General features: G+C 65.2%; 12 protein-coding genes. All 12 read left to right on the top strand.

The genetic code is table 11. The features are described from left to right. The first annotated feature begins 8 nt into the window (after window positions 1-8). The 12 genes from FJ946_RS02700 to FJ946_RS02645 all read left to right on the top strand — a co-directional run bounded on the left by FJ946_RS02700 (window position 9) and on the right by FJ946_RS02645 (window position 13513). A complete protein-coding gene (locus tag FJ946_RS02700; protein WP_140732114.1) occupies window positions 9-923 on the top strand; it encodes a hypothetical protein in 915 nt (304 codons plus the stop codon). Window positions 924-961: 38 nt separating this feature from the next. Next, the gene (avd, locus tag FJ946_RS02695; RefSeq protein ID WP_140732111.1) at window positions 962-1333 is read left to right on the top strand and encodes a diversity-generating retroelement protein Avd; all 372 of its coding nucleotides are present in this window, start codon (window positions 962-964) and stop codon (window positions 1331-1333) included. A gap of 377 nt (window positions 1334-1710) precedes the next feature. Continuing rightward, a complete protein-coding gene (locus FJ946_RS02690) occupies window positions 1711-2643 on the top strand; it encodes a reverse transcriptase/maturase family protein (RefSeq protein WP_210243623.1) in 933 nt (310 codons plus the stop codon). Beyond that, entirely contained in the window at window positions 2640-3968 is a 1329-nt protein-coding gene (locus FJ946_RS02685) for a P4 alpha zinc-binding domain-containing protein (protein ID WP_140732107.1), read from the top strand. Before FJ946_RS02690 ends, FJ946_RS02685 begins: the two co-directional genes overlap by 4 nt. 20 nt (window positions 3969-3988) lie before the next feature. Continuing rightward, the gene (locus tag FJ946_RS02680; RefSeq protein WP_140732105.1) at window positions 3989-5791 is read left to right on the top strand and encodes a DNA primase family protein; all 1803 of its coding nucleotides are present in this window, start codon (window positions 3989-3991) and stop codon (window positions 5789-5791) included. Window positions 5792-6148: 357 nt separating this feature from the next. Further along, window positions 6149-6949, top strand: coding sequence for a hypothetical protein (locus FJ946_RS02675; RefSeq protein ID WP_140732103.1), 801 nt, complete (start codon window positions 6149-6151; stop codon window positions 6947-6949). A 127-nt stretch (window positions 6950-7076) separates the two neighbouring features. After that, complete coding sequence (locus tag FJ946_RS02670; protein WP_140732101.1) at window positions 7077-7868, top strand: hypothetical protein; 792 nt, start codon at window positions 7077-7079, stop codon at window positions 7866-7868. A 191-nt stretch (window positions 7869-8059) separates the two neighbouring features. Next, on the top strand, window positions 8060-8710 hold the full coding sequence (locus tag FJ946_RS02665; RefSeq protein WP_140732098.1) for a hypothetical protein: 651 nt from the start codon (window positions 8060-8062) through the stop codon (window positions 8708-8710). Window positions 8711-8731: 21 nt separating this feature from the next. Beyond that, window positions 8732-10765: a terminase gpA endonuclease subunit gene (locus tag FJ946_RS02660; RefSeq protein WP_140732096.1), complete on the top strand. Its 2034-nt coding sequence runs from the start codon at window positions 8732-8734 to the stop codon at window positions 10763-10765. A gap of 5 nt (window positions 10766-10770) precedes the next feature. After that, a complete protein-coding gene (gpW, locus tag FJ946_RS02655) occupies window positions 10771-10998 on the top strand; it encodes a gpW family head-tail joining protein (protein ID WP_140732094.1) in 228 nt (75 codons plus the stop codon). Further along, window positions 10995-12617: a phage portal protein gene (locus FJ946_RS02650; protein ID WP_140732092.1), complete on the top strand. Its 1623-nt coding sequence runs from the start codon at window positions 10995-10997 to the stop codon at window positions 12615-12617. The genes gpW and FJ946_RS02650 overlap by 4 nt, the downstream gene beginning before the upstream one ends. Further along, complete coding sequence (locus FJ946_RS02645; protein ID WP_246686321.1) at window positions 12614-13513, top strand: S49 family peptidase; 900 nt, start codon at window positions 12614-12616, stop codon at window positions 13511-13513. Before FJ946_RS02650 ends, FJ946_RS02645 begins: the two co-directional genes overlap by 4 nt. Window positions 13514-13523: the final 10 nt, after the last annotated feature.

Here is a 13523-nt window from a genome sequence, read left to right as displayed (position 1 = left end):
AGTTTGACATGACGACCGCAGCCCACAAGTTCATAACAATAGACCGCGCCGACCTTTCCGCCCCGATCTTCGCCGTCACCGGCGCGGATGCCATCGCGGTCAAGGCCGGCACCATCCTGACGATCGATGGCGTCAAGACGACATTCGAACAGGATGGCCCAATCGAGATCGCCAGCCTAGTGCCCGGACAGGATTACGCCGTGCGCCTCGGCGCCGAAGGAACGCCGGTCGCGGCGCCGGCCGGGCCTGATTGCGGGTCGGACACCGCGACCTTCGGCGGCTTCCATTACGCGCCAAGCGGCAATGCGGACGCGCGTGCCGGCGGCGATGCCGCGCCCGCGATCAACCCGCTCTCGTGCTGGGATGTCGGTTTTCGGCCCGCCTGCCCCGATCCGCGTGGCATGGCCTTGGTAGACGGCAAGGTCTGGGTCGACATCTACCTGCTTGGCACCAATCATCTCGACGATGGCACCAGCCATTGCGGCGCGCTGATCGCCGACGGCCGCGATCTGCCGCAACAGGTCGATGGCAAGGGCCGCACGAAGAAGCTCGATTATGCCACGGCCGTCGCGATCTACGCCCATCACGGCAAACAGCTGCTCGGAGCGGAAGAGTTCTTCGCCGCCGCCTATGGTGTCACCGAGCGGCAGTCGCGCGACGCCGAGCCGACCGAGACCGGCGATGTCTCCGGCGACGGCAAAAAATTCGTCAGCCGGGCGGGGATCCTCGATGCGACCGGAACGATGTGGCAGTGGGGAACGGACGGCGATCCGGACAATCCCCGCCCAGCCCTTTTCGGCGGGTCGTGGTTCAGCGGCAGGAGCGCCGGCTCCCACTGCGCGGACCTGGTCTACGACTGGCCGGGGCACTCGGTCGGGGACTTCTCCGCGCGGGGCCGCAGTGACCACCTGAGCCCTGCATAAGCCCGCGCGAAAGCGCGGGCCTTCACCGGAAGGCTGCCGTGACGATCATCCGCGACGAGCGTGCCGGGCCACAAGGCCTAGCGATCATCGACAAATACGAGGAAGTCGTGACCTATCTCTATCCGATCCTGCAACGGTTCCCACGCGCCCACGGCAAGGCCCGTGACGCGATCATGGATGCGTTGTTCGATCAGGTCGGCCTCTTCTACCAGGCGGCGAAATCGCGGCAGCCTTCCAGACTTTACGCGGCGGACGCCAATCTGGCGACGCTGCGTTTCTGGTTGCGCTTTGCGTCCAATCCAAAGCTCAAGCTCATCAGCCCAGGCCAACACCGGACGGCGCTGCGCCTTCTGGCAGAGGTGGGTGGGATGCTTGGCGCCTGGATCAGGGGCACGAAGGGCAACGGATGAACGGGGTAATGATGCAGGCCCTTTTCGGCGGATCGTGGATCAACGGCAGGAACGCCGGCTCCCGCTACGCGAACCTGGACTACGACTGGCCGGAGAACTCGAACGAGAACATCTCCGCGCGGGGCCGCAGTGACGACCCATATCCTGCTCGGCGGCGGTCACGGCCGCGCCGGCCCTCTGCTTATGGTGCGCCTTCCCAGGCGTATCAGGGTGGTCAGCCCGGTCATCCGGCTTCGGCGAACACATTGCACGGTCCGGTACAGCGGGGAGTAGCGGGCAACGCCTGTCGAAACCCGCGACCGGCATTCTCAGCGAGGCAAAGACGTATGGGCAGGAAATACCGGAATCTCATCGATCGGATCACGGCAGACGCAACCATGATGGAAGCGCTGCGGCTGACCAGCCGCGGCAAACACCTGACGCCGGCGCGGTTGGAGTTCAAGGAATTCTCCATCCTCAATCTCGAACGGCTGGCAGCCGACATGCGCGATGGCGTCTATGCCCCGGGCGAGCCACACCAGTTCAACATCTTCGACCCGAAACCGCGTACGATCACGGCGCTGCCGTTCCGCGACCGCATTGCCCAGCATGCGCTCTGCCAGGTCATCGCGCCGATTTTCGATGCCACGCTCTTGCCGCGCACATTCGCCTGCCGCGTCGGCGGAGGCACCCATGCAACCGCCATCCTTGTGCAGGGCGATATTAGGCGCCTGAGCCGCGACGGGGCGCCGCTGTTCGTCCTGAAAACCGATTTTTCGCGCTATTTCGCCTCCATCGACCGCGCCGTGCTGTGGCGGCTGATCGAGGCGAAGATCAGCTGCCGCGCGACGCTCGGCCTGATCGAGGCGATGGTGCCGCGCAACGGAATCGGGCTGCCGATCGGCAGCCTGGTCTCGCAGATATTCGCCAACATCTACGGCGGCATCGTCGACAGGCATCTACAGCAGGAGATCGGTGAGCGGCACTGGTATCGCTACATGGACGATATGGTGGTGCTCGGCCGATCGTCGGATCATCTGCGCGCCGTCAAGGCGTCGATCGAGGCCTTGTCGCGCGAAAGGCTCGGCCTGCGCTTCTCGAAATGGAGCATCCAGCCGGCGGCGAGGGGTGTCAACTTCGTCGGCTACCGCATCTGGTCGACGCACAAGCTGTTGCGCCGCGACAGTGTTACCCGCGCCAAACGCAAGATCAGGGCCTATCGCGCCGCTGGCGACCATGAGCGGCTGAACAAATTCCTCGCCGCCTGGACCGGCCATGCCAGCTGGGCCGATAGCCGCAATCTGATGCGCAGCCTTGGGTTGGCGACATGAGCGACGACGTCATCAAACTCTTCGTCGAAGACGCCCGTGCCGTGTCGATCGAGGACACCGCGAAGATCCTCAATCTGAAATTCAGCGCCAGGGGACACGAGCATCCACAGCCATGCCCGAACTGCGGCGGCACCGACACCTTTGCATTCAACACCAAAAAGGAAAAATGGAACTGCCGCGCCGGCGGCATCGGCGGCAATGACGGGATCGGCATGGCCGCGCATTGCGCCGATCTCGACGTCAGGCGCCGCGACGGCCTGCTCGAGGCCTGTTCGATCGTGCTCGACCGGGACATTCCGGACGAGGGCGAGCGCGAGAGCGACCAGGATCGCGCAGCCCGCCTGCAACGGTTGGAAGAGCGCCGCCAGCAGAACGAGGCGGACGCGGCCGCGCGTGCCGATAGCCAGGCCGATTTCCGCGAGAAAGAGCGCGCCAAGGCGCGCGGCATCATCAAGGCATCGAGCGTGCTGGTCGATGCCGCCCCGCCGCAGGGCCGGTACTACCTTCGGTATCGCTGCAACGGCTTTCCCGATGCGTCCTGGCTGCGTGTCGGCGCCAACGTCCCCTATTGGCACGGCCAGGACGAGCGCGGCGCGCCCCTGGAGTTGTTCTCTGGCCCGGCGATGGTCGCACCGTTCATCGGTCCCGGCCTGGTCGAGATCGGCTGCCACATCACCTGGATCGACCTGAACGAACCGCCAAAATTCCGCCCGAAGCTCTTCGGCCTGACCAAGGACGGCATCGCGGCCGGGCTGGTCGAGTGGGCCTTTGGCGACGCACCGCCCCCGGATGTCGATGTCGCCGACGGGCTTTATGAACCGCTGCCGGCCAAGAAGATGCGCGGCTCCAAGAAAGGCGGGCTGATACCGATCGGCGGCCATCCGGAGGCTCGACGATGGGTCGGCGGCGAGGGGATCGAGAACGGCGTGGCCTTCGGCCTCTGGGAGGGTTGGCGCCAGGACACGTTCTATTTCGCAGCCGGCGATCTCGGCAATCTCAGCGGTCCGGCCGAGCCGTCCTCGCGCTTCGCGCATCCGATGCTGAAGAAGCCGGACGCCAAGGGCATAGCCCGCGCCGTGATGATCGCCGGCCCGAAGCCGAAACGCGACCAGCAGGCCGACGACGCAATGTGGATCGGCGACCAGGTCGACGAGCTGGTGCTGCTTGCTGACGGCGATTCCGAGCCGGTGATGACGGCCGCCGCGATGGCCAGGGCGAGAGCGCGGCATCAGCGTCCTGAAGGCCAGCCGCGCCGCCTCATACCGATCGTCTGGCCGCGCGCCGGATATGATTTTTCACGCATGGCTGTCGAGGCGGGGGAATAGTGGGCAAGAAAAAAACTGGCATGCCTGAAGAGGTGGCCACCATTCTGGAGGAAGCGACGCGGCAGGCGGAGGCGGCGGGTTTACCCCGCACCCCCCTCGATCTCGATGCGGGTGTCGCGGAACTGGATGATGGCGAGCCCGGCACTGGCCCGCGGCGCGGCAGCAAGGTCGATCTCGAAGTGGTCAAGGCCTGTGCCGGTCTCGACCATTCCGACACCGACAATGCCGAGCGGCTGCTGGCCCATTTCGGCGAGGATCTTCTGGTGCGGGCCCAGTCGAAGGCGCGCAAGGCCGCCTATGCGGTCTGGACCGGCACGCACTGGGATATCGACACCGGCGAGCCTCGGGCTTTGGCTGTGGCGCAGAATGTCGGCGGCCGCATTGCGCTCGAGATCGAATACCTCGATTTCACCCCCGCCGAAAAGCAGGCGATCGAGCGCGGGCTCGAGGCGATGAAGAAGCCGGAGGCTGAGCGTTCGCCTGGCGAAAAGAAGATCGCCGCGTTGGCCGAAAAGGCCAATGCCAATCTCGCCGCGCGTCTCAGCCGGCGCATGAACCATGCCGTGTCGTCGAAGAACAAGGGTCGCCTGGAGGCGATGCTGGCTTGCGCCGCGCCGCACATCCAGCGCGGGCCTGACGAATTCAACGCCGACCCGCTGAAGGTCGCGCTCGCCAACCATACGCTGTGCTTCAGGCGCGTGCTGAAGCGTGTCCGCAACCCGGCTTTCGACGATCCCCCGGATTTCGAAGAACAGGACAGCCGCGAGGACGTGCCGGAGTTCATCCAGGTCGCCGACGCCGAGCTGAAGGTGGTGACCGGCCATCGCCGGCAGGACATGATCACGCAGCGCGTGCCGGTCGATTACGACCCGAAGGCCCAATGCCCGAAATGGGACGAGTTCCTGCGCGACAAGCTGCCGATCGACGACGTCAGGCGCATGGTGCAGGTGGCGTCAGGCCTCGGCCTGGTCGGGCTAACGGTGCAGAAGCTGTTCTTCCACTACGGCAAGGGCGCCAACGGCAAGTCGGTCTACATGGAGACGCTCTGCCGGCTGCTGGGCGAGGTGGCGGTCACACTGCCGTCCGAATCGTTCATCGGCGAGGGCAAGGCCGGCGGTGCGGCCAATCCCGATATGGCCCGGCTCTATGGCCGCCGCTTCCTGCGCGTCAAGGAACTGCCCGAGGGCGAGGATCTGCGCGAGAACCTGGTCAAGGACCTGACCGGCGGCGAGCACTTCACGGTGCGCGACCTGTTCGAGGGCTATTTCGATTTCAAGCCGGTGTTCATTGGCCACATGTCCGGTAACGGCTATCCCAAGATCTCGGGCACCGACAACGGCATCTGGCGACGAATGGCCGTGGTGCACTGGTCGAAGATCATCGCCGAGGCCGACCAGCGCGAATTCGAGGAGGTGGTGGCCGAGTTCGTGCCCGAATATCCGGGCATCCTCAACTGGCTGATCGAGGGCGTGAAGATCTTCCTACGCGAGGGGCTGGTGATCCCCGACGCGGTGCGCCTGAAGACGCAGGAATACCGGGATGAGATGGACCGGACATCGGCCTTCTGCGCCCGCTGCGTCGTGCCCGACAGCACGGCCGAGCTGACCGCCAAGGAGTTCTACCAGGCCTATGTCGACTTCACCGTCGACGAGGGCGGCAAGCCGATCTCGCTGACCATGTTCGGTCTGATCATGAAGAAGAAATACGACAAGATCGACGGCCGCATCGTCATCTATCGCGGTGTCCGCCTCGTCGACGTGCCCGCCTCGAAACAGGGCAGTCTCGGCTCCAGCTCCAACGATTTCGAGGGTCATTTGCGATGATCCCCGCACCCCTGCCGACAACGCGTAAACCCGCCTGCAAACTGGTGTGTGCATTGATTTCATTCGGTTTTCCGCCGCGACAGTTGCGACAGTTCGCGACACCATGCGACACTTGCAACGGCGGAAATAAGGCAATGAAATCAATTGCTTGCGATAGTTTGCACCAGTTTTCCGGGGTCTATAGGTGTGAAGAGGGGTCCGGGGGGAACGGCAATCTTGTGTCTATGCATCCTCGAAACTGTCGCTACTCCCGCACATCCTCCGCAACGAATTGAAAACGTTCGATAAGTGGCTCTCTGCAACTATCGCTAAACTCTCGCAAAACTCTCGAAAACTATCGCAAGGGAATTGAGATCGATGAAAACCGTGACCATTGAAGAGCTGCTGACCTGGGCCTTTGTCCATGAATTGCCGAAGGGCGGTGGCGTGGATGGTCTGGACAACGCCAATTCGGCTTGGCGCATGCTGGAGGCCTCGTCATGGGGCAAGATCACCAGCTTTGCCGAATTGGGCGCGCTGATCGACACGGGCGGCGGCGGCAACAACTACTTCATCGAACAGGGCGAGCCGCATGACGATGCGGTTGCGGTCGGGCGCGCCGTGGCAGGGCTGGCGCGGTGCGATGTCGCCATCCCGGCGAACTGGCATGCCTTGGCCGACTGGCCGGACACGGAAGGCATGGCCGATGCCGCGGTAAAGCGCGCGGTCGATCGCTACATGGTCAGGACGCCGCGCCGTCGCGCCGCCGGCATCGTCAGCCTCGTCGTCGGCACAGCCATCCTCGGCCGCGAGCCGGATTATGGTGCGGAGCCGAGCAAGGTCAGGATGGTCGAGCGGGCTGGCGCGCCCGCTTGGTTTGTCATGAAGCGCGTCACCGACGAGAATGGGCAGACCTACGATATCGAGGTCAATGGCTTCAACCTTCGGTCTCGCCGGCCAATGCCTGGAGCATATCGCAAGTACGAGTTCTCGACCGATCCGACGGGCGACATCCTTGGGCGCCTCGATTATCAGATATGGGTCGCGGCGCTTCGCAGGCTCGAAGCGGAAATCGCAACGCAACTGGTTGCCCATCGGTTGGTTGCCGGCGACAGGTCGATGACGCCATGGCTGGACCGGGACAGGCCTGGCGTGGCCATCGTCGAAAAGGGCGGCTGAGCGGCCCGCGAAAAAAACAGCCGCTGCTTGTTGACGTGCGACCGAAACTTGACATACACCTGAACACGGTAAATCAGATCACAGCCCGCCCGGCCAGCCGAGGCGGGTTTTTCATTGGTCCCGCGACATGGCTGGCTTGAGCTTCACCAATGCCCGCGCCGGTGGCGTCGGATATTCGGCTGGCGGACCTGCCGTCTCGATGGTGTTCGACTTCGACCGCCTCTTCCTGCGGGCCGATGACATCGAGCGCAAGCAGTTGCCCTTCGCCACCGCGCGGGCGCTGACCTGGACGGCGCAGGCGGCGCAGAAGGATATGCGGGCGGCCATGGGCAAGGTCTTCGACCGCCCGATCGCCTACACCTTGCGCGGCGTCACGATCGAGCCGGCCCGCAAGGATCGGCTGAGCGCCACCGTGCTGCTGAGCGGTTATTCGCCTGGCAAGCTGCCGGTCGGCGCCTACCTCTATCCGCAGGTGTTCGGCGGCAAGCGCGGTCAGAAGTCGTTCGAGCGGGCCTTGAGCAGGGCAGGGCTGCTGCCGTCCGGATGGGTGACCGTGCCGGCTGCCGGCGCCAAGATCAATGCGGCGGGCAACATCACCGCTGGCCAGATCGTGCAGATGCTGTCTGACCTGAAGCTCCAGTTCGACGCAACGGCCAACCGCAGCAAGCGCTCTGTCGTTCGCAACAAGAGCTACAAGCGTCAGCGCTTCTTCGTCCCCGCACCTGGCTCGCACCTCAAGCCCGGTGTCTGGATCAGGGATGGCAAGGGCTCGATCCGTCCGATGATCCTGTTCGTGCAGGAGCAGACCTACGCTCCTCGCCTCGACTATTACGCCATCGTTCGCGAGAGTGCTGAACGCAACTTCCCCGAACTGTGGACGAAGTCCTTCGGTCAGGCGATGGCGTCGGCCAAGCGGTAGACCACAACAGTCGACCGACGACCCCGCAAGGGGGCCGTAACCCCACAAGACCGGCTTTTGGGTCCTTCCCGCAGGCTCCCGACCGCGGGTATTTGGGACCGCGTGGGGTCGGTAGTCAGCGTCGATTTTTGAAGCCTAAAATTGGCGCTAAAGTCAGGCCTAAAGAGCGGTAAAGTCGGCGGATATTGCAGATGTCGACCGAGACCAAGACCGAGTTTGCCGCGCGCTGCAATGTCAGCCCGGGCCGCGTGTCGCAATGGATCGCGGCGGGCAAGATCAAGCCGACATCGCTGTCGGGCGAGGGGCGCTCCGCCAAGATCGTCATCGCCGATGCGCTGGCGGACCTGAAGCGGAATCTCGACATTTCGCAGTCGATCGGCCTCAACGGGCTCGGCACGAAGCTCAACAGCGGACCGCCGCCGTCCTTGTCGGGCGTGCCGTCGCCCGAAACGCCGCCCGGCCAGCCCGAACCTGCCCGGCCCGACGACACCGCCGAGCAGATCGCGAAGGAACGCCTGGCGCTCGCCAAGATCCAGACGCGAAGGGCGGAGCGCGAAGAGGCTCTTGCCGATGGCCGCTACATGGTTCGCGAGGACGCCGAGGCGCAGATCGCCCGCACGGCCTCAATGGTGCTGACCACGGTCGAGAGCGGCTTCAACGGCATGGCCGATGCGCTCGCGGCGGAGTTCGGCATCCCGCGGCGCGACGTGTTGCACACGCTGAACAAGTCGTTCCGCGCCGTCCGCGAGGCCGCCACGCGTGCTTTCGCCGAGAAGGCGGCAGCGATCGCGAAGGCCGAGGCGGACGTACACGAAGATGAAGAGGAGGACGATCAGGACTAGTCCGGTGGCGAGGTCAGCAGCATGAGCTTTCACGATCGGCACCTCGCCAATGCCGAGGCCTCGCTGTACCAGGTGCTTGGCAGCATCTTCGCGCCGCCGCCGCCCGTCGATTATCTGCGCTGGGCAAAGCGCAACATCGTCTTCTCCGAACGCATCACCGCGCGGCCGGGTCCCTACAGCGAGGAGACGTTCCCGTTCTTCTCGGAGATCCTGACGGCGCTCGGCCCGGACGATCCCTGCCAGATCGTCACCTTGCAGAAATCGGCGCAGGTCGGCGGCACGGTCGCGGCGAACATCTTCACGCTCGGCACCATGGACATGGACCCGTGCGACCTGCTGTACGTCCACCCGACGGACAGCAACGCGATCAAATGGTCGAACCAGAAGCTGGTTCCGCTTCTGAAGGAAACGACCTGCCTCGCGCCGCTGTTTCCGATGACCAGCCGCGAAGGCTCCAACTCGAAGCTCTACAAGGAGCGGAAGGATGGACGCGGCGCGATCTCGGCCGCCGGCGCCAACTCGCCGTCGAACCTGTCGATGGTGTCGCCGAAGCGGCAGGTCCAGGACGATCTGGCGAAGTGGGAGAACAACCAGGCCGGCGACCCGGAAGCGCAGGCCGATTCCCGATCGAAGGCGTTCCTTGCCCGCAAGGTGCTCAAGATCTCGACGCCGCTGGTTTCTCCCGGCTGCCGGATCACAGCGAACTACGAGGCCGGCAGCCAGGAGCGGTACCACGTTCCTTGCCCGCACTGTGGTCACCTGCAATCGCTCGAATGGGAAGCGATGCGGGACCATATCGATCCGGCCCATCCGGAGAAGGCCGCGTTCCTGTGCGTCGCCGAAGGGTGCGGCGGCTTGATCGAGGAGCATCACCGGGCGGAAATCTGCCGGCCGGTGCATCTCGGCGGCAAGGCCCGGTGGATCGCGAAATATCCGGAGCGCAAGCGCCATCACCGGTCGTTCTTCCTGTGGGTGCCGTACTCGCCGCTGGAGAGCTGGGAGGCGCTGGCCCGCGCCTACCTCAATGTCCGCGCCGGTGGATCGGACGAGCAGAAGCGTGACCAGGAGGCCGAGCAGGTCTTCTGGAACGACTGGCTGGGTCTCGCCTACGAAGCGACCGGCGAGACGCTGCCCTGGGAGGATCTGCGCGACCGCGCGGAAGAGATCGGCCACCGCAAGGGTGTTATCCCGAAAGGCGCCCTGACGCTGACGATCGGCGTCGACGTGCAGGGCGACCGTGTCGAATGGCACCTGGTCGGCTGGGGCGCTCGCCGGCAGCGCTGGACCATCGACTATGGCGTGTTCGACGCCCAGACGGTGCCGCTGGGAGGCAAGCCGCATTCGGGTCACATCTCCGAACCGGAAATCCGCACCGCGCTCGACAATCTGCTCAAGCGCGAATGGCCGGATTTTCTCGGCAACCGCCGCGCGGCCGATCTTCTGGCCATCGACGGCAACGCCTGGACGGCGGACGTCTGGGAATGGGCCAAGCGACACCCGCTGTCGCGCGTGATCATGACCCGCGGCGTGCCGAACGAGACCGCCTCGCTGCTGGCGATGGTCAAGAAGGAGCGGGATTCGAAGGGCCGCGTCGTCAAGTACTCGCGCAAGTTCTTCAACCTCGCTGTGTCTATCCTGAAGATGGGCCTCTATCGCGGCCTGAAGAAGCAGGACCCGGACGAGGTCGGCTACGTCCATCTGCCGAAGGGGATGCCGGATGACTTCTTCCGGCAGCTCGTTTCGGAACGACGCCTCCAGGAGAAGAGCCGTTCCGGCATCGTGTCCTGGCGCTGGCTGCTGCCGGACGGGCTGCGCAACGAAGTGCTCGACACGATGAATATCGCAGAGGGCGCGGCGATCCGGCTCGGTGTCCGGCAGCGCACCGACGACGAGTGGGAGACGCTCGCCGCGGCGATCGAGGTGCCGCCGAAAGAGGCGCAGCTCGACCTCGAGGAATTTACGCCGCTGCCGCTCTTCGAGCCGGCGGCCATTCCGGCGCCAGCGAAGCCGACCGGCCTCTCCGTGGCCGATCTGATGAAACAGTTGAACAGGTAAGCGCGATGGCTTTGACCGACGACGAAAGGGCGGTGCTGACGGCACGCCTGGCGTCCGCCGAGGCGGCGCTGCACAGCCTGATGGTCGGCAAGGCGACGGTGTCGCTGTCCTATGACGGCGAGAGCGCGACGTTCAGCCAGACGGACGAGGCGAAGCTGCGCCGCTACATCGCCGACCTGAAATCGCAGCTCGGCCTCGGCTGCAATCCGTATCGACGGGGCATCCACGCATGAGCGCCATTCTCGATCGCTTCGGCGCGCCGATGAAAACGCAGGCCATCATCCAGCGCGGCGAGCCCTTTGGCCGCTCCGCCTACGAGGCCGCGAGCTATTCGCATCAGGACATGGCGGGATGGCTGCCGCGCTCGGTCTCCGGGCAATCGGCGCTGACCACCGAGCGCGATCTGATCAGCGACCGCGTGCAGGATATCGCCCGCAACGATGGTTGGGCGTCAGCGTCGATGTCGCGCTCGCTCGATCTCGTCGTCGGCTCCGGCTGGCGCCTGTCCGTCGACCTGCCGGCGAAGCTGCTCAACCTCGAGCCCGACGAAGCCGACGAGATCGCCGACCAGATCGAGGAGGCGTGGACCTCCTACGCCGAGGATCCCGGCTTCTGGTGCAATGCGTCCCGCCAGGGGCCGATGGCCGCCGTTCTCGGTCTTGCCTACCGCCAGCGTGTCGGCGACGGCGAGGCTTTGGCCGAAATCTGCTGGGATGAAACGCGCGGCGGATCGTTCGCCACCTTCGTCAAGATGGTCGATCCCGATCGCCTGTCGAACCCGAATGCGACCTTCGACACGTCGGACCGGCGTGCCGGCGTGCAGCTGGACGAGCACGGCGCCGCGATCGGCTATCATATCCGCACGCACCATCCCGACGATGATGCGGTGTGGGGCGCCGGTTTGCCGGAATGGACCTTCGTCGAGCGCGAAACGGAGTGGGGCCGGCCGGTGATGGTGCACGCCTTCGAGGCCGACCGCGCCGGGCAGTTCCGCGGCGTGCCGCCAATGGCGCCGATCCTGCGCAAGCTGAAGCAGATGGTCAAATATGACGAGGCCGAGCTTCAGGCCGCCATGGTCAACGCGGTGCTCGCCGCCTTCATCACCTCGCCCGGCAATCACGACGATCTTGCCGAGGCGATGACGGCAAAGGACATCGGCGCGCTCAATCTCGACCGGCTCAAATCCTACCAGGAAGCGCCGCCGCGCATGCCGGGCGGCACCGCGCATTTCCTCTATCCCGGCGACCAGGTGACGCTGACCCAGCCCGGGCACCCGAATTCCGGTTTCGAGGCCTTCTTCCGGGCCGGCCTGCGCAACGTCGCCTCGACGGTCGGGTTGACCTACGAGCAGCTGACCATGGACTGGAGCCAGGTGAACTATTCCAGCGCCCGCGCCGCGCTGCTGGAGATCTGGCGCGGCCTGACGGCCCGCAAGGACATGTTCGCGGCCCAGTTCATGGGCCAGATCTATCGCGCCTGGCTCGAGGAGTATTTTGACCGCCGCCTGATCAAGCTGCCCGCCAAGGCGCCGTCATTCGAGGCGATGTCGGCGGCATGGGCCCGCGCCGACTGGATCGGCCCGGCTCGCGGTTGGGTCGATCCGCAAAAGGAAGCCGAAGCCGCCGGCATGCGCTTGTCGCTCGGCATTTCCGATCTCGATCGCGAATGCGCCGAGCAGGGCCTCGACTGGAAGCAGGTGACGCGCAAGCGCGGGCGCATCCGCCGCATGATGATCGCCGAAGGCCTTGATCCCGATGCAGGCCGCGTCGAGGCGAGAATTCAGACCGAATCGACTGTCGACACGGAATCGAACGACCAGCGCGACAAGCGCGAACGCGAGGAGGCGGCATGATGCGCACCTATCCCCTCCAGGCGTCGCGCATGTTCAACACGCCGCTGCTCGTCCATCCCGGCAAGGCGGAGATCATCTGCCGCGCCGTCGGCCGTCGCGTTCTCGGTGCACAGTTCGAAATCCGCGCGCCGCAGGCCGGCGTGCTCGGCGAGCCGATCCGCGACGACACCAATTATGATTGGTTCACCGGCGAGGAGAACAGTTCCCTTCAGAGCGTGCGCCGCGTCGGCAATGTCGCGGTGCTGGAAATCGAGGGCACGCTCGTCGCCAAGGGCAAATGGACCGGCGCCTATTCCGGCATGACCTCCTATGAGGGCATCAACGCGCAGGTCTCGGATCTGCGTGCCGATGCCGGCGTCAGTGCCGTCGTGCTGGAGGTCGACAGCTTCGGCGGTGAAGTGGCCGGCGTCTTCGATTGCGCCGACCAGATCGCAGCGCTCGCGGCCGAGAAGCCGGTGATTGCCATCCTGACCGATCATGCCTGCTCGGCCGGCTTTCTGCTGGCGTCCGCCGCGCGCTCCATCATCGTGCCGCGCACAGGCATGGTCGGATCGATCGGCGTCATCTCCATGCATGTCGACATGTCGCGCGCGCTCGACGAGGCAGGCCTCACGGTCACCATCCTGGCGGCCGGCAAGAACAAGGCGGACGGCTCGCCCTATGCGCCGCTGCCCGATGCCACGGCGGAAAAGTTCCGCACCGAGATGGAAGCGCTTCGCGACCTCTTCGCGGAAGCGGTCGGTCGCTATCGCGGCGACCGGCTGCCGAAGGCCAAGGCCCTCGCCACCGAGGCCGAAACCTACGTTGGACAGGCGGCGGTCGACGCCGGCCTGGCCGATGCGGTGGCAAACCCGACGGAGGCCTTCCGGGCCTTTGTAACCGAGATGGCCGGCTGAAGCCCGCCAA

Source organism: Mesorhizobium sp. B2-4-7 (assembly GCF_006442685.1).
GTDB lineage: Bacteria > Pseudomonadota > Alphaproteobacteria > Rhizobiales > Rhizobiaceae > Mesorhizobium.
This window is presented reverse-complemented; position numbering and strand designations above follow the sequence as displayed.

Coding starts and splice junctions, on each gene's coding strand:
- FJ946_RS02675 (WP_140732103.1), top strand. CDS start 6,149: ATGAAAACCGTGACCATTGAAGAGCTGCTGACCTGGGCCTTTGTCCAT.
- FJ946_RS02685 (WP_140732107.1), top strand. CDS start 2,640: ATGAGCGACGACGTCATCAAACTCTTCGTCGAAGACGCCCGTGCCGTG.
- FJ946_RS02700 (WP_140732114.1), top strand. CDS start 9: ATGACGACCGCAGCCCACAAGTTCATAACAATAGACCGCGCCGACCTT.
- FJ946_RS02650 (WP_140732092.1), top strand. CDS start 10,995: ATGAGCGCCATTCTCGATCGCTTCGGCGCGCCGATGAAAACGCAGGCC.
- FJ946_RS02645 (WP_246686321.1), top strand. CDS start 12,614: ATGATGCGCACCTATCCCCTCCAGGCGTCGCGCATGTTCAACACGCCG.
- FJ946_RS02690 (WP_210243623.1), top strand. CDS start 1,711: ATGATGGAAGCGCTGCGGCTGACCAGCCGCGGCAAACACCTGACGCCG.
- FJ946_RS02660 (WP_140732096.1), top strand. CDS start 8,732: ATGAGCTTTCACGATCGGCACCTCGCCAATGCCGAGGCCTCGCTGTAC.
- gpW (WP_140732094.1), top strand. CDS start 10,771: ATGGCTTTGACCGACGACGAAAGGGCGGTGCTGACGGCACGCCTGGCG.
- FJ946_RS02680 (WP_140732105.1), top strand. CDS start 3,989: ATGCCTGAAGAGGTGGCCACCATTCTGGAGGAAGCGACGCGGCAGGCG.
- FJ946_RS02665 (WP_140732098.1), top strand. CDS start 8,060: ATGTCGACCGAGACCAAGACCGAGTTTGCCGCGCGCTGCAATGTCAGC.
- FJ946_RS02670 (WP_140732101.1), top strand. CDS start 7,077: ATGGCTGGCTTGAGCTTCACCAATGCCCGCGCCGGTGGCGTCGGATAT.